At 68.2% G+C, this 20,264-nt stretch carries 16 protein-coding genes and 1 pseudogene; 10 read left to right on the top strand and 7 right to left on the bottom strand.

Going from position 1 to position 20,264, the window contains the following annotated elements; genetic code table 11:
- A partial coding sequence (locus QZ709_RS11710) for a GntR family transcriptional regulator (RefSeq protein ID WP_294637480.1) occupies positions 1 to 310 on the bottom strand: 310 nt, incomplete at its 3' end.
- Positions 311 to 438: 128 nt separating this feature from the next.
- Here QZ709_RS11710 and uraH point away from each other — a divergent pair.
- Entirely contained in the window at positions 439 to 837 is a 399-nt protein-coding gene (gene uraH, locus QZ709_RS11705; RefSeq protein WP_294637479.1) for a hydroxyisourate hydrolase, read from the top strand.
- 19 nt (positions 838 to 856) lie between these two features.
- Positions 857 to 2,077 carry a urate hydroxylase PuuD gene (locus QZ709_RS11700; protein ID WP_294637481.1) on the top strand — a complete coding sequence of 407 codons (1,221 nt, stop codon included), beginning with the start codon at positions 857 to 859 and terminating at the stop codon, positions 2,075 to 2,077.
- A gap of 6 nt (positions 2,078 to 2,083) precedes the next feature.
- Here the strand turns inward: QZ709_RS11700 and QZ709_RS11695 are convergent, their stop codons facing one another.
- The 5 genes from QZ709_RS11695 to xdhA all read right to left on the bottom strand — a co-directional run bounded on the left by QZ709_RS11695 (position 2,084) and on the right by xdhA (position 10,200).
- Positions 2,084 to 3,628 (bottom strand): methyl-accepting chemotaxis protein, encoded by a 1,545-nt coding sequence (locus QZ709_RS11695; protein WP_294637478.1) that lies wholly within the window; start codon positions 3,626 to 3,628, stop codon positions 2,084 to 2,086.
- A gap of 236 nt (positions 3,629 to 3,864) precedes the next feature.
- On the bottom strand, positions 3,865 to 5,328 hold the full coding sequence (locus tag QZ709_RS11690; RefSeq protein WP_294637477.1) for an 8-oxoguanine deaminase: 1,464 nt from the start codon (positions 5,326 to 5,328) through the stop codon (positions 3,865 to 3,867).
- The gene (gene xdhC / locus QZ709_RS11685) at positions 5,321 to 6,265 is read right to left on the bottom strand and encodes a xanthine dehydrogenase accessory protein XdhC (RefSeq protein WP_294637476.1); all 945 of its coding nucleotides are present in this window, start codon (positions 6,263 to 6,265) and stop codon (positions 5,321 to 5,323) included. The genes QZ709_RS11690 and xdhC overlap by 8 nt, the downstream gene beginning before the upstream one ends.
- 11 nt (positions 6,266 to 6,276) lie before the next feature.
- Positions 6,277 to 8,655, bottom strand: coding sequence for a xanthine dehydrogenase molybdopterin binding subunit (gene xdhB, locus QZ709_RS11680; RefSeq protein WP_294637475.1), 2,379 nt, complete (start codon positions 8,653 to 8,655; stop codon positions 6,277 to 6,279).
- Positions 8,656 to 8,673: 18 nt separating this feature from the next.
- Positions 8,674 to 10,200: a xanthine dehydrogenase small subunit gene (xdhA, locus tag QZ709_RS11675; RefSeq protein WP_294637474.1), complete on the bottom strand. Its 1,527-nt coding sequence runs from the start codon at positions 10,198 to 10,200 to the stop codon at positions 8,674 to 8,676.
- A gap of 141 nt (positions 10,201 to 10,341) precedes the next feature.
- Here xdhA and QZ709_RS11670 point away from each other — a divergent pair, with 141 nt between their 5' ends.
- From QZ709_RS11670 to QZ709_RS11640, 7 genes are all read left to right on the top strand, one after another.
- Positions 10,342 to 11,349, top strand: a complete 1,008-nt coding sequence (locus tag QZ709_RS11670; protein WP_294637473.1) for a LysR family transcriptional regulator — start codon at positions 10,342 to 10,344, stop codon at positions 11,347 to 11,349.
- A gap of 18 nt (positions 11,350 to 11,367) precedes the next feature.
- Positions 11,368 to 12,720, top strand: a complete 1,353-nt coding sequence (guaD, locus tag QZ709_RS11665; protein ID WP_294637472.1) for a guanine deaminase — start codon at positions 11,368 to 11,370, stop codon at positions 12,718 to 12,720.
- Between the two features lie 42 nt (positions 12,721 to 12,762).
- Positions 12,763 to 14,316, top strand: a complete 1,554-nt coding sequence (locus QZ709_RS11660) for an ABC transporter ATP-binding protein (RefSeq protein ID WP_294637471.1) — start codon at positions 12,763 to 12,765, stop codon at positions 14,314 to 14,316.
- Complete coding sequence (locus QZ709_RS11655) at positions 14,303 to 15,364, top strand: ABC transporter permease (RefSeq protein ID WP_294637470.1); 1,062 nt, start codon at positions 14,303 to 14,305, stop codon at positions 15,362 to 15,364. The genes QZ709_RS11660 and QZ709_RS11655 overlap by 14 nt, the downstream gene beginning before the upstream one ends.
- Positions 15,361 to 16,296 carry an ABC transporter permease gene (locus QZ709_RS11650; RefSeq protein ID WP_294637469.1) on the top strand — a complete coding sequence of 312 codons (936 nt, stop codon included), beginning with the start codon at positions 15,361 to 15,363 and terminating at the stop codon, positions 16,294 to 16,296. Before QZ709_RS11655 ends, QZ709_RS11650 begins: the two co-directional genes overlap by 4 nt.
- A gap of 89 nt (positions 16,297 to 16,385) precedes the next feature.
- A complete protein-coding gene (locus QZ709_RS11645) occupies positions 16,386 to 17,546 on the top strand; it encodes a BMP family ABC transporter substrate-binding protein (RefSeq protein WP_294637468.1) in 1,161 nt (386 codons plus the stop codon).
- Positions 17,547 to 17,719: 173 nt separating this feature from the next.
- Positions 17,720 to 18,772, top strand: coding sequence for an adenosine deaminase (locus QZ709_RS11640; RefSeq protein WP_294637467.1), 1,053 nt, complete (start codon positions 17,720 to 17,722; stop codon positions 18,770 to 18,772).
- Positions 18,773 to 18,790: 18 nt separating this feature from the next.
- On the opposite strand, the gene QZ709_RS11635 is transcribed toward QZ709_RS11640, so the two are convergent.
- Positions 18,791 to 19,519, bottom strand: coding sequence for a YoaK family protein (locus QZ709_RS11635; protein ID WP_294637466.1), 729 nt, complete (start codon positions 19,517 to 19,519; stop codon positions 18,791 to 18,793).
- Between the two features lie 80 nt (positions 19,520 to 19,599).
- Between QZ709_RS11635 and QZ709_RS11630 the strand changes: the two are divergent.
- Positions 19,600 to 20,264, top strand: a pseudogene (locus QZ709_RS11630) (ABC transporter permease); the annotation flags it as partial.

Here is a 20,264-nt window from a genome sequence, read left to right as displayed (position 1 = left end):
TGTGCTCGTCCGATCTGGCCTGCCTCACGATGGTGCGTGACACCCCGAAGCGGTCGGCGATCTTCTGTTCGACCAGCTTGGCGCCCGGCAGCAGGCGGTGCTCGACGATGGCGCGGGTCACCGCGTGAACGATGTGCTCGGTGCTGGTCGTGCTGTCCTGCCCGTCGATGGCCTCGGGCGGCATGGGAATGGCGTCGGCATCGGCCTTGGTCAGGGGCGGGCGCCGTGAGGGGGCGGCGTCGAGCGGCTCCACCGGGCCCGTGGGGGCGGCGGTGCCGGCAGCGGAGGATGGCTTGCGTGCGGCGCTCATCGTGGTTAAAGTGTATACAGTTTTTCGTTGTGCGTGCAACCGGTGTCGGCCTTGAGGATGCCTTGCACCCGGCGGCCCATGACTTGCATGATCGATGAAACAGGCACACCCCGTGCCAGGATGACTCCATGAGCGACACCCCCAGCCCGGCCACGGGCCGACTCACTACCCATGTGCTGGACACCGTCCACGGCACGCCGGCGGCCGGCATGTCGATCGCGTTGTACGTGCGCGAGCCCTCGCCCGATGGCTGCGCCGACGGACGCTGGCTGTTGCTGCGCAGCGTCACGACCAACGCCGACGGGCGGGTCGATGGCCCTTTGCTGCAAGGCGAGGACTTCAAGCCCGGCCACTACCGGCTGATCTTCGATGTGGAAGCCTACTTCCGCGCGCGCGGCACGCCCATGCCGGAAACCCCCTTCCTGAGCAAGGTGCCGCTGGACTTCGGCATCGCGAATGCCACGGCGCACTACCACGTGCCGCTGCTGTGCAGCCCCTGGGCCTACTCCACCTACCGCGGCAGCTGACGCCATGGACGTTTCACCTCTGCTGACCTATGCCCTGGACTGGGCCAACCTGCTGCTGCGCTGGGCCCACGTGATCGTGGCGATCGCCTGGATCGGCTCCTCGTTCTACTTCGTCTGGCTCGACAACACGCTGACCCGGCCCACCGACAAGGCCTTGCTCGACAAGGGTGTGGGCGGCGAACTGTGGGCCGTACACGGCGGCGGGTTCTACAACCCGCAGAAGTACCAGGGCGCGCCACCCCGCCTGCCCGAGAACCTGCACTGGTTTTACTGGGAAAGCTACTCCACCTGGCTCACGGGCTTTGCCCTGTTCACGGTGCTGTACCTGTTCAACGCCGGTACCTTTCTGATCGACAAGAGCGTGCACGACTGGAGCCCCGTGGCCGCCATTCACACGGCACTGGCGTTCCTGGCGGGCTTCTGGCTTGTTTATGACCTCATCTGTCGCACGCTGGGGCGCGGGCCGAAAGGCGATGCGCTGGTGGGCGCGGCGGTGTTCGCCGTCATCGTGTTCGCCTCGTGGCTGGCCTGCCAGCTCTTCGCGGGTCGTGCCGCCTTCCTGCTGGTGGGCGCCATGATCGCCACGACGATGAGCGCCAACGTCTTCTTCTGGATCATTCCGGGGCAGCGCAAGGTCGTGGCGGCCATGAAGGCCGGGCAGCCGGTGGACCCGGTGCACGGCCTGCGCGGCAAGCAGCGCAGCGTGCACAACACCTACTTCACGCTGCCGGTGCTGTTCGCCATGCTGAGCAACCACTACGGCTGGGCGTACAGCCACCCGCACAACTGGCTGGTGCTGGTGCTGATCATGCTGGCCGGTGCCCTGATCCGGCAGTTCTTCGTGGCGCGCCACAAGACCGAGGTGGCGGGCAAGCCGGCCCCGTGGGGTTGGGCGGTGGCCGGGGTGGCGGTGTTGCTGGCGGTGGCGGTGTGGTTGGCGCCCGCGCCTGCGGCGCGCCCGACCGGTGCAGAAGCCGGCACGGCGCCGGTGTCGAAGGCCGTGCTGTTCGAGCAAGCCCAGGCGGTGGTGGCCCAGCGTTGTGCGATGTGCCACAACGCCCAGTTGGCCAACAAGGGGGTGCGTCTGGACAGCGCCGAGGCCATTCAAGGCCATGCGCAGGCCATCTACCAGCAGGCCGTGGTGCTCAAGGCCATGCCCATGAACAACGCCACGCAGATCACCGAAGACGAGCGGGCGCTGCTGGGGCGCTGGTATCAGGCCACCCAGCAGGCCAACTGAGGGCGATCAGCCCTGGAGCGCGTTGCGTTCACTGGACAGCTGGAACACGGCCACGGCCTCGACCAGCTGTTGAGCCTGCAGCTTCAGGCTTTCGGCCGCGGCGGCACTTTCCTCGACCAGGGCCGCGTTCTGCTGCGTGGCCTGGTCCATGTGGTTGACCGCCTCGTCCACCTGGCTGACCCCCTGGCTTTGCTCGCCGCTGGCCTGGCTGATTTCCGCCACGATGTGATGGAGTCGGCCGATGGCGGCCACGACCTCGTTCATCGTGGTGCCGGCCTGGTCCACCAGCTCGGAGCCCTTGGCGACCCGCTCGACGCTCTCGCCGATGAGGCTCTTGATTTCCTTGGCCGCCGTGGCACAGCGCCCCGCAAGGCTGCGCACTTCGGAAGCGACCACGGCAAAGCCACGTCCCTGTTCGCCAGCGCGGGCCGCCTCGACGGCCGCATTCAGCGCGAGGATGTTGGTCTGGAACGCGATGCCGTCGATCACGCCGATGATGTCGGCGATGCGGCCTGCGCTGGCGTTGATCTCCTTCATGGTGTGGACCACGTCGCCCACGATGTGACCGCCGCGCCCGGCCACGCTGGCCGCGTCCTGGGCGAGCTGGTTGGCGGTGAGGGCGCCTTCGGCGTTCTGACGCACGGTGGCGCTGAGCTCCTCCATCGAGGCGGCGGTCTCCTCCAGGGCCGAAGCCTGCTGTTCCGTGCGCTGGCTGAGGTCCAGGTTGCCATGGGCGATCTGGGTGCTGGCCGTGGCCACGGATTCGGCGCTGTCCCGCACCCGCCCGACGATGGCGGCCAGGTTGTCTCGCATCTGCGCCATGGCGTACAACAGGCTGCTGCGGTCGTCCGCCTTCAGCGGAATCCGGACGCGCAGGTCGCCGTTGGCCAGGCCTTGCATCAGCTCGGTGGCCAGGGCTGGCTCCCCGCCCAGCTGCCGCCGGATGCTGCGTGACACCACCAGCCCGACGCCCAGAAGGGCCACGCCCAGCACCACGGTGCCCACCGACATCAGCATGGCACGGTCCAGCACCGTCGCATCCACTTCGTCGATGTAGACGCCCGAGCCGACGATCCAGCCCCATGGGGCGAAGCCCTTGACGTACGACACCTTGGGCACGGGCTGATCGCTGCCAGCACGGGGCCATTCATAGAAGACGTAACCGGCGCCGGACGCCTTGACCGTGTCGACAAAAGCCACGAAGAGCTGCTTGCCATTCGGGTCGCGGATGCCGGACATGTCCTTTCCCACCAGCTCGGGCTTGGCCCCGTGCATCACGATGTGGGCGTGCATGTCATTGACCCAGAAGTACTCGTTGCCGCTGTAGCGCAGCGTGGCCAGCAGCTGGAGGGCCCGCTGCTGCGCTTCCTTCTCGGTGATGCGGCCTTGCGCGGCTTGCTGGTGCTGGTGGGCGAGGATGCCGTGCGCCAGTTCCACCGTCTGTCTGACGCTGGTCTTGCGTTCTTCCAGGATCAGGTGGTGTTCCGAGGTCAGAAAGAGCACCGACAGGACGACGATGCCGGCGAGCGCGCTGCCGATGAGCAGGCTCATCTTGCGCCCCAGAGGGAGGTGATCAAGTTGAAGCATGGGCTACCTGTGTGAGTGTTGTGACCGGTCTGGCACCGTCGCGCACAGGTAACTCGCTGCGCGCGGATGGCCGGCTCAGCGGTGTATCGGTGTACCCATGGGGGTACTTGAGTGGGATTCGCCCTGTGCTTTCCCTGCCGGGGCCGGGCAGCGGCCGACAGCGTGCAGATGTCACGCTGTCGCCGAGGTCAACTCGTGCGTCAGCTGCCAGCAGCCAGGGCGCGAGCCAGCGCGTTATGCCGCTCCACCACCGTGGGCAGGTCGATGGTGCGCAGCTGTCCGTGGTCCGCCACGACGCGGCCGTTGACGATGGTCCAGGCCGTGGGTTCGCCGTGGCACATGAGCAGCGAGGCAACCGGGTCATGGACCGCCGCGCCGGCCATGTTCAGCGTTCGCAGGTCGAAAATGGCCAGGTCGGCGGCCATACCGGGCGCAATCTGGCCGATGTCGGTGCGGCCCAGCACCGCCGCGCCGCCGCGGGTCGCCAGCCGCAAGGCATCGCGGGCCGACATGTCGGCCGGGCCATGGTCGCACCCGAACGGCGCAAGGCTGCGGCCCACGCGCGCAAGCAGCATGGCCTGACGGGCTTCGCCGAGCTGGTGGGCCGCGTCGTTGCTGGCCGAGCCGTCCACCCCCAGGCCCACGGGCACGCCTGCGTCCACCATGCGGCGCACGGGCGCAATGCCCGAGGCCAGACGCATGTTGCTGCACGGGCAGTGCGCCACGCCGGTCAGCGTGGCCGCAAAGCGGCCGATGCCGTGGTCGTCCAGCTTCACGCAGTGCGCGTGCCACACGTCGTCGCCCAGCCAGCCCAGGCTTTCGGCGTATTCGGTGGGCGTCTGGTTGAACTTCTCGCGGCTGTAGGCCACGTCGTGGTCGTTCTCGGCCAGGTGGGTGTGCAGGCGCACGCCGCGCCGGTAACTGCGCGCCAGGCTGGCCGATTCGCGCATCAGGTCGGGGCTGACGGAAAACGGCGAGCACGGCGCCAGCGTGATGCGCACCATGGCGTGCTCGCTGTCGTCGTGCCAGGTGTCGATGAGCCGTTGCGAGTCGGCCAGGATGTCGGCTTCGCGCTCGACCAGGTGATCGGGCGGCAGGCCCCCGGCGCTCTCGCCGACGCTCATGCTGCCGCGGCTGGCGTGAAAGCGCATGCCGATCTCGCGCGCCGCCTCGATGCTGTCGTCCAGTCGCACCCCGTTGGGATAGAGGTACAGGTGGTCACTGCTGGTGGTGCACCCGCTGATCAGCAACTCGGCCATGGCCGTCTGGGTGGACACATGCACCATCTCGGGCGTCAGCCCGGACCAGATCGGATAGAGGGTGCGCAGCCAGCCGAACAACTCGGCGTTCTGTGCTGCCGGAATGGCCCGGGTCAGGCTCTGGAACATGTGGTGGTGTGTGTTCACCAGGCCCGGAATGACGACGTGTCCCCGCGCGTCGATGACCTCGGTGGCGCGCTCCAGCCACTCGGGCGCCAGAGAGTCGGTCGGGCCGCAGGCCACGATGGTGCCGCCCTGGATGACGATGCTGGCGTGCCGCCATTCGGTGCCGGCGTCGTCCATGGTGGCCACGCAGTCGGCGTTCTGGATCAGGAGGGTGGCAGGCGTCGGGTTGTTCACGGCAGGCGGGGGGATGAGGGAAACAAAGCGGGCAGGCTCAGACATCGAGCTGCAGCAACTGGGCCACGACCGAGATGGCGATGACGGCCGGCTCCTTGCCCGTCAGCCCGGGCAGGCCGATCGGGCAGGTCAGGCGTGTGAGCACGTCGGCTGCAAGGCCTTGCTCTTCCAGGCGGTGCAGGAAGCGGGCGCGTTTGGTCTGTGATCCGATCAGGCCGGCGAAGGCGAAGTCGCCCCGGCGCAGCACGGCCGTGATGATGCGCAGATCCAGGTCATGCCGGTGGGTCAGCACCAGGTGGCAGGCACCGGCGGGGGCCTCGGCCACCTCGGCGTCGGCGGCATCCGTGCTGACGAACTGGATGTGCGCAGGCAGCGCCGCGAGTGCCTCGGGCGAGGGCAGGCCGGGAGCATCATCGGCGGGCACCTCGCCGGGGCGTTCATCGATCCAGCGCACCGTGCAGTCGATGTCGGCCAGCAGATGAACGATGGCCTGGCCTACGTGCCCGGCGCCATGAAGCTCCAGATGGAAGCGCGGTGGCGGCAGAGACCAGTCTGCCACGGTGGCCTCGGTCAGGGGCTCGAACACCAGGTGGACGACCCCGCCGCAGCACTGTCCCAGTGTGGGGCCCAGGGGGAAGGTCTTCTGCCAGGCGGAGGGCAGGACACCGGCGTGATCTGCACGCAACGCCTCGCGCGCCAGCTCGATGGCCTGCCACTCGAGGTGGCCGCCGCCGATGGTGCCCTGTACGGACAGGGCCGGGCCGATGTCGCCGTCCAGCGCATGACCGGGGCGCGGCACCAGCATCCGTGTGCCGGCTTCCCTGGGCGTCGATCCACGGATGTCGGCCACGCGCACCACCAGGGCGGGCACGCCGGCCGCGAGCCAGCGTGACGCGGTGTCCCGCAGTGTCCGTGCATGAAGCGCGCTGGGGCCGCGGCGGGGCGGCCACGCTCCGGCATCGGTTTGGCGGTCTGTCTGCATGCGGTCCGTCGTCAGCCCTGGGTCACGCCAGCCTTGACCGCATCGATGGCATCCAGAATGGCTTCCGGTGTGGCGGGCGCCCGCAACGGCGGGCTCACGGTGTGCGCACCCACGGACGAAATCGCATCGCGGATGGCGAAGAACACCGAGAACGGCAGCAGCAGCGGGGGCTCACCCACGGCCTTGGAGCGGTAGACCGTGTCCTCGACGTTGCGGTTGGCAAACAGCTTGACCCGGAAGTCGGCCGGCACATCGCTGGCGGTGGGGATCTTGTAGGTCGAGGGCGCGTGCGTCATCAGCTTGCCACTCTGCGGGTGCCAGTAGAGCTCTTCGCTGGTGAGCCAGCCCATGCCCTGGATGAAGGCGCCTTCGACCTGGCCGATGTCGAGCGCGGGGTTGATGGACTGACCGACATCGTGCAGCACGTCGGCGCGCAGCAGCTTCCATTCGCCGGTCAGGGTGTCCACCAGCACCTCGCTGACGGCGGCCCCGTAGGCAAAGTAGTAGAACGGGCGGCCGGTCATGGTCTCGCGGTCCCAGTGCAGCTTGGGCGTGGCGTAGAAGCCGTCGGACCACAGCTGCACCCGGGCCATGTAGGCGCCCATGACCACGTCTTCGAAGGCCAGCGTCAGGTCGCCGACCTGCACCTGGTCGTCCACGAAACGCACGGCCGTCGCAGGCACCCCATGGCGATCGCTCAGATGCTGAGCCAGGCGTTCACGGATCTGCCGTGCGGCATCGGCCGCTGCCTTGCCGTTCAGATCGGACCCTGTCGAGGCCGCCGTGGCCGAGGTGTTGACGACCTTCGACGTGTCGGTGGCCGTGACACGCACGCGCTCCGGTTTCACGCCCAGCGTGTGGGCCACCATCTGCGCCACTTTGGTGTTCAGGCCTTGCCCCATTTCGGTGCCACCGTGATTCACCAGGATGCTGCCATCGGTGTACACGTGCACCAGGGCGCCGGCCTGGTTGAGGTGCACCACGTTGAAGGAGATGCCGAACTTCAGCGGGGTCAGGGCCAGGCCCTTCTTGAGCACCGGGCTGCTGGCATTGAATGCGGTCACGGCATCGCGGCGGGCGCGGTAGCCGCTGTCACGCGCCAGTTCATCGATCAACGGCAGCAGGACGTTGTCTTCCACCACCTGGCCATACGGCGTGGTGTTGCGCTCATCCGTTCCGTACAGGTTGGCCAGGCGGACATCCAGCGCATCACGGCCGAGCTTGCGCGCGATGTCGTCGAGGATGTACTCCACCGCGAACGCGCCCTGCGGGCCGCCGAAGCCGCGGAAAGCGGTGTTGCTCTGGGTGTGGGTGCGTGCGCAGAAGCCGTGCACGTCGACGTTCGGCAGCCAGTAGGCGTTGTCGAAGTGGCACAGCGCCCGGGCCATCACCGGGGCCGACAGGTCGGCCGAGAACCCTGCGCGGGACACCATCTCGACCTGTGCCCCCAGCACGCGGCCTTCTTCGTCGTGGCCCACCGTCCAGTCGTGCACGAAGCAGTGGCGGCGGCCGGTGATCATGAAGTCGTCGTCACGGTCCAGGCGCAGTTTCACGGGCCGCCCCAGCTGGCGTGCGGCCACGGCGGCCACGCACGCGAACAGCGCCGACTGCGACTCCTTGCCGCCGAACCCACCGCCCATGCGCCGGCATTCGATCAGCACGTCGTGCGCGTGAACACCCAGTGCATGCGCCACCGCGTGCTGCATCTCGGAAGGGTGCTGGGTGGAGCAGTGGACGTGCATTCCCTGGCCTTCCTTGGGAATGGCATAGGAGATCTGGCCCTCCAGATAGAACTGCTCCTGGCCGCCCAGGGTGATGCGGTTGGTGCTGCGCAGGGGGGCGGCCTGGATGGCCTCGGCGGCGTCGCCGCGCTGCAAGCGCATCGGCGGCACCACATAAGCACGTGCGGCGTGGGCCGCTTCCGGGGTGAGCAGGGCGGGCAGGGCTTCGATCTGCACGAACTCCTTGGCCCGCGCGGCCACGCGTCGCGCGGTTTCGCGGTCGGCCGAAAGCACGGCGAAGATCGGCTGCCCCAGATAGTGCACCGCGCCATCGGCCAGGATGGGCTCGTCGTGCACGATGGCGCCGCAGTCGTTGGTGCCGGGGATGTCGGCGGCGGTCAGCACGGCAGCCACGCCGGGCAGTGCGAGCAGGGCCGCCACGTCGATGCTCAGCAGCCGGCCGTGTGCCACCGGTGACAGGCCCAGGGCGGCGTGCAGGGTGCCGGCCAGTTCGGGCAGGTCGTCGATGTAGTGCGCTTGCCCGGCCACGTGCAGCCGCGCGGATTCGTGAGGCAGCGGTCGGCCGGCCGCCGTGGCGCTGGTGGCCGCATTCGGTGCCGCGTTGCTGTGGGCTTGCAGGGTCAGAAAGGCTTCGGTGGGCTGGTTCATGAGGTGGGCCTTTCAGTGTCAGCGGGTGGCAGGCCAGACCTGAATCTGGTCCGCAGCCAGCGGCGCGTCCGGACGTGTCTCGAGCCAGAACCGCTCGAGCAGGTTGGCGGCCACACGCTGGCGGTAGCGGTCGCTTGCACGCAGGTCCGTCATGGGGGTGAAGTCGGTGGCCAGGGCTGCCTGGGCGCGCCGCAGGGTGGTCTCGTTCCAGGGTTGGCCCACCAGGGCCGCTTCGGTGGCGCGGGCGCGTCGGGCCGTGGCCGCCATGCCGCCCCATCCAAGTCGGGCTTCGGTCACCGTGTCACCGTCCAGCTTCACCCACAGGCCGGCGCACACGGCCGAGATGTCGCTGTCGCGGCGCTTGGACACCTTGTAGGCGCGGAAGCGCTCGTCGGCCGCCCCAGGCACGGGCACCCGGATGCCCTGCAGGAACTCGCCTGCCTGTATCGCGTTCTTCATGTAGTCCAGGTAGAAGTCCGAAAGAGGCAGTTCACGCTGGCTGTCTCCTTGGCGCAGGATCACCGTGGCGTTCAGGGCCAGCAGAATCGGGGCGCTGTCGCCGATCGGGGAGCCGTTGGCCACGTTGCCGCCCATCGTGCCCGCGTGCCTCACCGGCGGCGAGGCGAAGCGCAGCCACACCTCGCGCAGGGCCGGAATGGCCTCGCTCAGTGCAGACCAGGCGTCTTCCAGCGCCACGCCGGCGCCGATCTCGAGCGTGGTGCCACCGGCGTCGACGTGGCGACCCAGGTGGCGCAGTTCGGCCACGCGGCCGAGGTAGATCAGCTCGCCCAGATCCCGGAACTGCTTGGTGACCCACAGGCCCACATCGGTGCTGCCCGCCAGCAGGCGGGCGTGGGGCAGGGCGGCCCGCAGTGTGGCCAGCTCGGCCAGCGTGCGGGGGGCGTGGAAGCGCTGTGTCTTCCCGGCTTGCGCCGCGTTCGGGCCTTCGTACAGCAGGCTGGCGGCGTCGGTCTGGTTCAGTTGGTGCAGCAGCGATTGGATGGGCGCCAGGTCCATGGTCGTGCGCGGCGCCGCATACATCTGCTCACCCGCATCCAGGATCGGGCGGTAGCCGGTGCAGCGACACAGGTTGCCTGACAGGGCGTCGGCCAGCGCGGGACGGGGCAGCGGGGTCTCGTGTGCTTCGTAGCTGTGCCACAGCGACATGACGAAGCCCGGCGTGCAGAACCCGCATTGCGAGCCATGGCAGGCGACCAACGCTTCCTGGCAGGGATGAAGCTGCCCGGGCCCGGCCGACCGGGTGACGTCTTCCACGGTCAGCAGCGCCTTGCCGTCCAGCGTGGGAAGAAACTGGATGCAGCTGTTGACGGTGCGCCGCGTCAGCTCGCCGGACACAGGGTCCGCCTCGGCGACCACCACGGTGCATGCGCCGCAGTCTCCTTCCGCGCAGCCCTCTTTCGTGCCGGTGCAGTGCGCGTGTTCCCGCAGCCATTGCAGCACGGTGGTCGTGGGGGGCAACCCACTGACTTCCCGGATCTGCCCCTGGTGCACGAAGCGGATGGGACGAGGGGTGGGATCGGTCATGTTGGCTCCGGAAGAGGGCGGGATGAGCGCGGCAGACGCGGGAAAGGCGTGTGAAACGTGCGCAGAGAGACATTCAAAGGGTACCGCGCTGCCATGCAAGGGGTATACCATGTCGCTTATATCGAGGATCAACGACGGCGTATGAGCAAGAGCGCGCTTTTCGACAAGATCGACCTGTCTCTCATCCGGGTCTTGCACACCGTGATCACCGAATGCAGCGTTTCCCGGGCGGCCATCCGCCTGCAATCCAGCCAGCCTGCTGTCAGCTCCCAGTTGCGCCGTCTGCGCGAACTGACGGGCGACCCCTTGCTGGTGCGCTGCGGCCAGAGCATGGCGCCCACCGACGTGGCCTTGAGCCTGCTCGAGCCGGCTGCCGCCATCCTGCAGCATGCGCAGGCCATGTTCGGCCACAAGAGCGCGGTGCGGGAGTTCGACCCCGCCACGACCACGTTGACCTTCCGCATTGCCGCCACCGATTACCTCGACCCCTTCTTCCTGCCCGAGCTGACCCTGCGCCTGCGGCGCCTGGCCCCGCACGTGAAGGTCGAGGTGGTTCCCCTGACTTCCGATCTGGACTACCGCCGTTGCCTGGCCCGGGGCGAAGTCGATCTGGTGATCGGCAACTGGCTGGAGCCGTCCGATGAACTGCACCTTGGGCGGCTGGTCACGGACGAGGTGGTCTGCCTCGTCTCGGAAGACCACCCGGCCGCACGCCTGCCGCGTGAAGGCAAGCGCGCCTGGAGCGTCGAACAGTACCTGGCGGCCGAGCACATCGCGCCGCCGCCGCTGCACCCGGGGGCGGTCGGCATCATCGATGAACACCTGGCCATGCAGGGCCTGCGCCGCAACATCGTTGTGCGCAACCCGCATTTCGCACAGCTGCCTTACATGGTGGCGGGTTCGCTGCTGGTGCTCACCACCGGCCGGCGCTTCTGTGAACGCTACGCGCGCGATCTGAAGGTCAAGCTCATCCGCTGCCCGGTGGCCTTTCCCTCGCTCAACTACTACCAGCTCTGGCACGACCTCACGCACCACTCTGCCGCCAGCCGCTGGTTGCGTGAACAGGTGCGGGATGTGGTGCGCGGCCTGCACCATGTTCGCCCCCCGCTGCGCGACGTGCCTTCTCCCTCACCCACACAGGCCAGCTGAGCCAGACGGGTTCCCCTCATGACCGACTCCCTTGCTTCCCCCGCAGTCCGCCTGATTGTCCGTGGCGACCTGCTCGATTTCACCGACGACCCCGGCTTTGCCGCGCCCGATGAGGCGCCGGGCGTGCGCTGGCGCGAGGACCACCGCGTGTTCGTGGAGGGCGGGCGCATCGTTGCGGTGCTGCCGTCCGATGCGCCGCTGCCTGCCGGCTGGCACGGCGTGCTCGAGCAGGACCACCGGGGGCACCTGGTGTTGCCCGGCTTCATCGACACCCATGTGCATTGCCCGCAGCTCGACGTGATCGCCAGCTATGGCACCGAGTTGCTCGACTGGCTCAACACCTACACCTTCCCGGCCGAGCGCCGCTATGCCGATCCCGAGGTGTCGCGCGTGGGCGCCGAGCGCTTTCTCCACGCCCTGTGGGCGCATGGCACCACCAGCGCGGTCGTGTTTCCCACCGTGCACAAGGTCAGTGCCGAAGCGCTGTTCGAGCGGGCCCACGCTCACGACATGCGCCTGATCACCGGCAAGGTGCTGATGAACCGGTTCGCGCCGGACGGCTTGCTGGATGACGTGGAACAGGCCGAGCAGGATTGCCTGGACCTGATCGCCCGCTGGCACGGACAGGGGCGACAGGCCTTCGCCGTCACCGTGCGCTTTGCGCCGACCAGCACACCCGAGCAACTGGTGATGGCCGGCGAACTGTGCCGCAGCCAGCCCGGCGTGTACATGCAGACCCATGTGGCCGAGAACCGCAGCGAGGTGAAATGGGTCAGCGAGCTGTTCCCGGATGCGCGCAGCTACCTGGACGTGTACGACCGCGACGGCCTCATCGGGCCGCGGGCTGTGCTTGCGCACGGCATCTGGCTGGACGAACGCGACCGCGCGGTGTTGCGTGAACGCGGCGCCCAGATCGCCCACTGTCCGTCGTCCAACCTGTTTCTGGGCAGCGGGCTGTTCGATTGGGCACAGGCTCAGCGCGAGGGGCTGAACGTCAGCCTGGCCAGCGATGTGGGCGGCGGCACCAGCTTGAGCATGCACCGCAACATGGCGGATGCCTACAAGATCCAGGCGATGCAGGGCACACGCCTGAGCGCCTGGAAGGCGCTGCACACCGCCACGCTGGGGGCGGCGCAGGCACTGGGTCTGGCGCACGAAGTGGGCCGCATCGAGCCAGGCTGCATGGCCGATTTTGCAGTGTGGAAGTGGGCACAGGGCGACGTGGCGGTCCACCGCGACAAGCTGGCACGGGACTCGCATGGCTCTCTGCACGAGCGGGTGTTTGCCTGGATGACGCTGGGCGACGAAAGGAACCTGGTCCGCACGCTGGTGGCGGGCCAAACGGTGTTCCAATCTCCATCCGTCGTGTAAGCGCCCGTACCGCGGGCCGTTCCCTCCCCAATCCCACCCAGCATGACCCTCCGTCTTGAACTGCGGCACATCACCAAGCAGTACCCCAGCGTGCGTGCCAACGATGCGGTGAGCCTGAAGGTGCGCCCCGGCGAGATCCACGCCGTGCTCGGCGAAAACGGCGCCGGCAAGTCCACCCTGATGAAGATCATCTTCGGCGCCGTCAAGCCCGACGCCGGCGAGATCCTGTTCAACGGCCAGCCGGTGCAGGTGCGCTCGCCCCAGGAGGCGCGCGCGCTGGGCATCAGCATGGTGTTCCAGCACTTCTCGCTGTTCGACACCCTGACCGCAGCCGAGAACGTGTGGCTGGGCCTCGACAAGAGCCTGAGCCTGCCCGAGGTCACCGAGCGCATCCGCCAGGTCTCGCGTGAGTACGGACTGGAGGTGGACCCCGAACGCCACGTGCACTCGCTCACCGTGGGGGAGCGCCAGCGCGTCGAGATCGTCCGTGCCCTGTTGACCCGGCCTCAGCTGCTCATCCTCGACGAGCCCACCTCGGTGCTCACGCCCCAGGCGGTCGGCAAGCTGTTCGTGACGTTGCGCAAGCTCGCGGACGAAGGGTGCTCGATCCTCTACATCAGCCACAAGCTCGACGAGATCCGCGACCTGTGCCACCACTGCACCGTGCTGCGCGGCGGCAAGGTGACCGGTGAGGTCGATCCGCGGCAGGAGAGCAACGCCAGCCTGTCGCGGCTGATGATCGGCAGCGAGCCGCCCGAACTGCAGCGCGGCGCGCCGGTGCTGGGCGAGGTGGCCCTGTCCGTGAAGGGGCTCAACGTGCCCAGCCAGGACCCTTTCGGCACCGACCTCAAGCAGGTCAGCTTCGGCCTGCGTGCCGGCGAGATCGTCGGGATTGCGGGCGTGTCGGGCAACGGACAGCAGGCCTTGATGGCGGTGCTCAGCGGCGAGGACCCGCGTGGCGCTCCGGGCAGCGTGACGCTGTTCGGCCGCGACATCGGCCGCGCATCGCCGCGTACCCGCCGACATCTGGGGCTGCACAGCGTGCCGGAAGAGCGGCTCGGGCGTGGCGCCGTACCGACGATGTCGCTGGCCCAGAACACCTTGCTCACCCGCACCGACGCCATCGGCCCGGGCGGCTGGCTGCGCACCACCGGCATCACCGGCATGGCGCAGGAACTGATCCAGCGCTTCAACGTGAAGGCGGGCGGCCCCCATGCGCTGGCGCGCAGCCTGTCGGGGGGCAACCTGCAGAAGTTCATCATGGGCCGCGAGATCGACGCCGCGCCGCGCGTGCTGCTCGTGTCCCAGCCCACCTGGGGCGTCGACGTCGGGGCGGCCGCGCAGATCCGCGGCGAGTTGTTGAAGTTGCGTGACGCCGGCTGTGCCGTGCTGGTCGTCAGCGAGGAGCTGGACGAATTGTTCGAAGTGAGTGACCGCCTGATGGTGATGGCGCAAGGGCGGCTGTCGCCGTCCATCCCGACCGCAGAGGCCACGGTCGAGCAGATCGGGGCCTGGATGAGCGGCCTGTGGGACGAGGCCGTGCCGCGTTCGTCGCACGCCGACGGCAGCCTGGGGGGGACGCATGTTCAAGCTTGAACCCCGTGCCGCGCCCTCGACGGCGCTGACCCTGGCTTCCCCGCTGATCGCGCTGGCCGTCACCGTCGTGATCGGCACCATCCTGTTCGCGGCCTTGGGCAAAGACCCGCTGGCCGGCTTGCGCATGTTCTTCGTCGAGCCTTTGCGCAGCGGCTACGCCCTGGCCGAGCTCAGCCTCAAGGCGACGCCGCTGATCCTGATCGCACTGGGGCTGTCCGTCTGCTTCCGGGCCAACCTCTGGAACATCGGTGCGGAAGGGCAGTTCGTCCTGGGAGCCATCTTCGCTGGTGGGGTGGCCATGCAGGCCACACCCGATACCGGACGCTGGATCCTCGTGGCCGTGCTGGGCGCGGGGGTGCTGGGCGGCATGCTGTGGGCGGCCATCGTGGCCGCGCTCCGAGACCGGTTCAACGCCAACGAAATCCTCGTCAGCCTGATGCTGGTCTATGTCGCCGAGATGCTGCTGAGCTACCTGGTGTACGGGCCCTGGAAGGACCCGGCCGGCTACAACTTTCCGCAGACGATCACCTTTCTGGAGGCCACCCGTGTGCCCAAGCTCATGCAGGGCTTGCGCATGAACATCGGCGTCTTCATCGCGGCGGCGGCCGTGCTGGGCTTCACCCTGTTCCTGTACCGCACCTTTGCCGGCTTCCAACTGCAGGTCGGAGGGCTGGCCCCGGCCGCAGCGCGCTACGCGGGCTTTTCCAGCCGCAAGGCGCTGTGGACGGCGCTGCTGCTGTCCGGTGGCATGGCCGGGCTGGCTGGTGCGCTGGACGTGGCCGGGCCACAGGGACAGCTGACGCCGTATGTGCCGCTGGGCTACGGCTTCGCGGCCATCATCGTGGCCTTTGTCGGGCGGCTCAACCCGATCGGCATCGTCTTCTCGGCCGTGCTGATGAGCATGTTCTACATCGGTGGTGAACTGGCGCAATCGCGTCTGGGCCTGCCCAAGGCGCTCACCGGCGTGTTCCAGGGCCTGTTGCTGTTCACCTTGCTGGCCTGCGACACCTTCATCCACCAACGTCTGCGCTGGGTGGGCACCAAATGACCGGACTGACCCCTGAATCCCTGGCCCTGTTGATTGCGGCCACCCTGAATGCGGGCACCGTGGTGGCCCTGGCCTCGCTGGGGCTGCTGATCAACGAGCGGGCTGGCGTGCTCAACCTGGGGGCCGAAGGCATGATGCTGGTGGCCGCCATTGCGGGCTTCGCCACCGGCGTGCACACCGGCAGCGACTGGCTAGGTTTTGCAGCCGGTGCAGCGGCCGGTGCCGTGCTGGCCGGCGCGTTCGGCCTGCTGGTCATCTGGCTCAACACCAACCAGTACGCCACGGGGCTGGCACTCAGCCTCTTCGGCGCAGGTCTCAGCGCCTTTGTCGGCATCACCTACACCCAGCAGAGGCTGCCCGAGCGGCCACATTTCGCCATTCCCGGTCTGGCTGACCTGCCATTCGTGGGCCCGGCCTTTTTCAAGCAGCACCCGCTGGTCTACCTCACCATCGCGCTGGCCATCGGGCTCACGTGGTTCCTGATGCGCTCGCGGGCCGGTCTGGTGCTTCGCGCCGTCGGGGAATCGCCCGAGTCGGCGCATGCGCTGGGCTATGCCGTGCGGCCCATCCGGCTGCTGGCGGTGATGACGGGGGGCGCCTTGTGCGGCATCGCGGGGGCCTACATCTCGCTGGTCTACACCCCGCTGTGGGTCGAAGGCATGGTGGCCGGCAAGGGCTGGATCGCGCTGGCCCTGACCACCTTTGCCACGTGGCGGCCGGCCCGCGTGCTGCTGGGCGCCTACCTGTTCGGCGGCGTCACGATGCTGCAGTTCCAGATGCAAGGGCAGGGTGTGCAGATCCCCAGCCAGTTCCTGACCATGCTGCCATACATCGCGACCATCGTCGTGCTGGTGCTGATCTCGCGCAACCCGACGTGGATCCGGATCAACATGCCGGCCTCGCTGGGCAAGCCCTTCCATCCCGGTGCCTGACCCGGCATGATCGTTGCTGACGTCGCGCCCTGTCCGGCACGCTGCCGGTTTCCCTGTTGATTCAAGCTGTTTTCAACCCTGGAGATGACATGTCCTCGAATTTGTCCAAGCGTTCTCTGCTGAAGCTGGCTGGCTGGGCTTCCCTGGCTGCCACCGCCGCCCTGGTGGGCTGCGGCAAGAAGGAAGAGGCCGCGCCGGCCGCGCCCGAGGCCTCGGCTGCCGCATCGGCTGCCGAGGCGGTGGGCCCGCTGAAGATCGCCTTTGCCTACGTCGGCCCGGTGGGCGACGCCGGCTGGACGTACGCCCACGATCAGGGCCGCCTGGCCATCGAGAAGGAGTTCGGCGACAAGGTCAAGACCAGCTTCGTCGAGAAGGTGCCCGAGGGCCCCGAGTCCGAGCGCGTCATCCGCGACCTGGTGGGGCAGGGCAACGTCCTGATCTTCGGCACCACCTTCGGTTACATGGAACCCATGCTCAAGGTGGCGGCCGACAACCCCAGCGTGAAGTTCGAGCACGCGACGGGCTACAAGAGCGCCCCCAACATGCGCACCTACGACGCCCGCACCTACGAGGGCGCCTACATGGCCGGCGTGATCGCGGGCTCGATGACCAAGAGCAACACGCTGGGCGTCGTCGGCTCCATCCCCATCCCCGAGGTGATCCGCAACATCAACTCGTTCACGCTGGGCGCCCAGAGCGTCAACCCCAAGATCAAGACCAAGGTGGTCTGGGTGAACGCCTGGTTCGATCCTCCCAAGGAGTCCGAAGGCGCTCAGAGCCTGCTGAACCAGGGCGCTGACGTGCTGTTCCAGAACACCGATTCCGCCGCGGTGCTGCAGACGGCCGAGAAGGCCGGCAAGTTCGCCTTTGGCTGGGATTCGGACATGAGCAAGTTCGGCCCGAAGGCCCACCTGGCTTCGGCCGTGATCAACTGGGGCCCGTACTACGTCAAGGCCACCAAGGACGCGCTGGAAGGCACCTGGCAGACCGGCGGCGTGTGGTGGGGTGTCAAGGAAGGCGCCATCGACCTGGTGTCCGTCTCCGACGCCGTTCCGGCCGACGTGAAGGCCAAGATCGACACCATCAAGGCCGGTCTGAAGGATGGCAGCTTCGTCATCTGGAAGGGACCGCTCCTGGGTCAAAATGGCAAGGAAGTACTGGCCAAGGACGCCGTGGCCGACGACAAGTTCCTGGGCGGCGTGAACTTCTACGTCAAGGGCGTGGAAGGCTCGATCCCGTCGGGCAAGTGACGCCTGACCTGAGCTGAGGCTGGCGCGCGCCAGCCCGGCTCCTTGCACCAAGGCCGCCTTCGAGGCGGCCTTTGACTTGCATGCCCCCAGCATGCCAGGGTGCCCCGGATGGGGCACACTCGATCCACCCGCACGATCTGCGTCCCATCAGCCTCGACCCGCCCCGACACGCCATGAGCCAGCCCGCTTTTTCCATCCCCCAGGCCCAGTTGCCCGCGCTGCTGAAGGCCATGCCCAAGGCCGAACTGCACATGCACATCGAAGGTTCGCTCGAGCCCGAGTTGATCTTCGCGCTCGCGCAGCGCAACGGGGTCCAGCTGAGTTACCCCAGCGTCGAGGCCCTCCGGGCCGCCTATGCGTTCACTGACCTGCAGAGCTTTCTCGACATCTACTACGCGGGTGCGTCGGTGCTGCTGAAGGAAGAGGACTTCTTCGACATGGCCTGGGCCTACCTGCTCAAGGCCCGGGAGGACGGGGTGGTCCACACCGAACTGTTCTTCGATCCGCAGACCCACACCGAGCGCGGTGTGCCGTTCGAGGTGGTGATCAAGGGCCTGACCCGGGCCTGCGAGCAGGCGCGTACCGAGTTGGGCGTGAGCGCAGCGCTGATCCTGTGCTTCCTGCGCCACCTGAGCGAGGAAGACGCCTTCCGGACGCTGGAGGAGGCCTTGCCCCATCGCGACCTGTTCATCGGCGTGGGCCTCGACTCCAGCGAGCGTGGCCACCCGCCCGAAAAGTTCGCGCGCGTGTTTGCGCGCTGCCGGGAGCTGGGCCTGCACCTGGTGGCCCATGCGGGTGAGGAAGGGCCGGCGCAGTACATCACGGATGCGTTGGACATCCTCCATGTCGAGCGCATCGACCACGGCGTGCGCTGTGTGGAAGACCCGGCACTGGTCGCGCGTCTGGCTCGCCAGGGCACGGCGCTGACCGTGTGCCCCTTGTCGAACGTGAAGCTGTGCGTGTTCGGCACCATGGGCGAGCACAACCTCCGGACCCTGCTGGACCACGGGCTGAAGGTCACGATCAACTCGGACGATCCGGCCTACTTCGGGGGCTACCTGTACACCAACTTCCTGGCCACCTTCGAGGCGCTCGGCCTCGACGCCGGCCATGCGTACACGCTGGCCCGCAACAGCCTCGAGGCCAGTTTCGTTTCGGACGAGGTGAAGGCCGGCTGGGTGCGCCAGCTGGACGACACCTTTGCACGCTTCGCCTCGGCGGCCTGACCGCGCCCTGCGCGCCGGTCAGTCCCGAGGCGGCAGAAGCTGCACCGAGGACAGCAAGGCCAGCGCCAACGCCAGGGGCACCGTCGAGGCGTAGCCGAACTGCTTGAAGCCGATGGCCCCGGCCACGCCGCCCACGAAAAAGGCCAGCACCAGACTGGCCTGCAGCCGCAGCCGGTCCTGATTGGCGCGCACGCGGGCCTCGCCCGGCCCCCCGGCGTTCCAGTACAGCAGCTTGCCGATCTCGATGCCCATGTCGGTCACCAGCCCGGTGAGGTGCGTGGTGCGGATTTCGGCGTGCGAGATCTTGGTGATCATGGCGTTCTGCAGGCCCATCACGAAGCACAGCAGGCCCACGGTCACCAGCAACTGCGTGCCGACGATGTGGTGCAACGACCCCAGGATGCCGAACACGAGCAACAGGGCGGCTTCGGTCAGCAGTGGCAGCGCGCACACATGGCGCGAGCCGTTGCGTCGTGCCCAGTTGATCTGAATGGCCGACAGGGCCGCGCCCCCGATGAACGCGAGCAGCGCGACCACCCCGGTGGAAGCCATTTCCCATTCCCCGAGTGCGACGTCATCGGCCATGCTGGAAACCAGCCCCGTGACGTGCGAGGTGTAGCGCTCGACCGCCAGAAAGCCGCCCGCGTTGATGGCCCCGGCGATGAAGGCCAGCGAGACGCCCAGATGCAGGTTGGTCTGTCGGGTGCGTTCCGGGGCAGTCAGGGCGCGCAGGTAGGTGATGGGCATGGCAGACGTCGGGAAAACACACCGGTGGTATACCTCCCAATGATCGCGCCGTTTCGCGCCCTTGTCTCTCGTGGATTCGCATGTCTGTCACCCGCACCCCTTCTGCCTTTTCGCCCGCAGCCTGGCGGTGGGCACTCGTCCGGACCCGGCGTGACCTCCGCTCGGCCAGCATGCGCTTCCTGCTGGTCGCCGTGGTGCTGGCCGTGGCCGCGCTGAGCGCGGTGGCGTTTTTCGCGGATCGCATCGAGGGCGGGCTGAACCGGGACGCTGCGCAGTTGCTGGGGGGCGACGTGGTGGTGGTGGCCGATCAGCCCGTGCCTGCGTCGCTGCAGGTGGCTGCCCGCGACGCCGGGTTGAGGCAGGCCCGCACGGCGGTGTTTCCCAGCATGGCGCGCGCGCCGGACGAACTGGGCGGAGCCACCCGGCTCATCACGCTCAAGGCGGTGGAAGATGGCTATCCCTTGCGCGGCCGTCTGACGCTGGCCACGCCGGAAGACGATGGGGGCTGGCGAGACCCGCGGCCCGCACCGGCAGGCGGCCCGCGGGCCGGCGAGGTGTGGGTCGAGCGCAGCGTGCTCACCGCGCTCAATCTGTCCGTGGGCCAGCGCCTGTGGCTGGGCGAAGCCGCCTTCACCATCACGGGCGTCATCCAGACCGAGCCCGACCGCGGGGCGGGCTTTCTCGGCTTTTCTCCGCGCGTCATGATCCGCCTGGCCGACCTGGCCGCCACCGAACTGGTGCAGCC

It is taken from the genome of uncultured Aquabacterium sp., assembly GCF_913773725.1.
In the GTDB taxonomy this organism is placed as follows: Bacteria; Pseudomonadota; Gammaproteobacteria; order Burkholderiales; family Burkholderiaceae_C; genus Aquabacterium.
The sequence above is the reverse complement of the archived record's forward strand: the minus strand, read 5'-3'. Positions and strand labels throughout refer to the sequence as shown.

Bases quoted from the DNA above. Each gene is read 5' to 3' on its own strand.
- xdhA (WP_294637474.1), bottom strand. From the start codon at position 10,200: ATGACCGATCCCACCCCTCGTCCCATCCGCTTCGTGCACCAGGGGCAG.
- QZ709_RS11640 (WP_294637467.1), top strand. From the start codon at position 17,720: ATGAGCCAGCCCGCTTTTTCCATCCCCCAGGCCCAGTTGCCCGCGCTG.
- xdhC (WP_294637476.1), bottom strand. From the start codon at position 6,265: ATGCAGACAGACCGCCAAACCGATGCCGGAGCGTGGCCGCCCCGCCGC.
- QZ709_RS11650 (WP_294637469.1), top strand. From the start codon at position 15,361: ATGACCGGACTGACCCCTGAATCCCTGGCCCTGTTGATTGCGGCCACC.
- xdhB (WP_294637475.1), bottom strand. From the start codon at position 8,655: ATGAACCAGCCCACCGAAGCCTTTCTGACCCTGCAAGCCCACAGCAAC.
- guaD (WP_294637472.1), top strand. From the start codon at position 11,368: ATGACCGACTCCCTTGCTTCCCCCGCAGTCCGCCTGATTGTCCGTGGC.
- QZ709_RS11690 (WP_294637477.1), bottom strand. From the start codon at position 5,328: ATGTCTGAGCCTGCCCGCTTTGTTTCCCTCATCCCCCCGCCTGCCGTG.
- QZ709_RS11695 (WP_294637478.1), bottom strand. From the start codon at position 3,628: ATGAGCCTGCTCATCGGCAGCGCGCTCGCCGGCATCGTCGTCCTGTCG.
- QZ709_RS11670 (WP_294637473.1), top strand. From the start codon at position 10,342: ATGAGCAAGAGCGCGCTTTTCGACAAGATCGACCTGTCTCTCATCCGG.
- QZ709_RS11655 (WP_294637470.1), top strand. From the start codon at position 14,303: ATGTTCAAGCTTGAACCCCGTGCCGCGCCCTCGACGGCGCTGACCCTG.
- QZ709_RS11635 (WP_294637466.1), bottom strand. From the start codon at position 19,519: ATGCCCATCACCTACCTGCGCGCCCTGACTGCCCCGGAACGCACCCGA.
- QZ709_RS11660 (WP_294637471.1), top strand. From the start codon at position 12,763: ATGACCCTCCGTCTTGAACTGCGGCACATCACCAAGCAGTACCCCAGC.
- uraH (WP_294637479.1), top strand. From the start codon at position 439: ATGAGCGACACCCCCAGCCCGGCCACGGGCCGACTCACTACCCATGTG.
- QZ709_RS11645 (WP_294637468.1), top strand. From the start codon at position 16,386: ATGTCCTCGAATTTGTCCAAGCGTTCTCTGCTGAAGCTGGCTGGCTGG.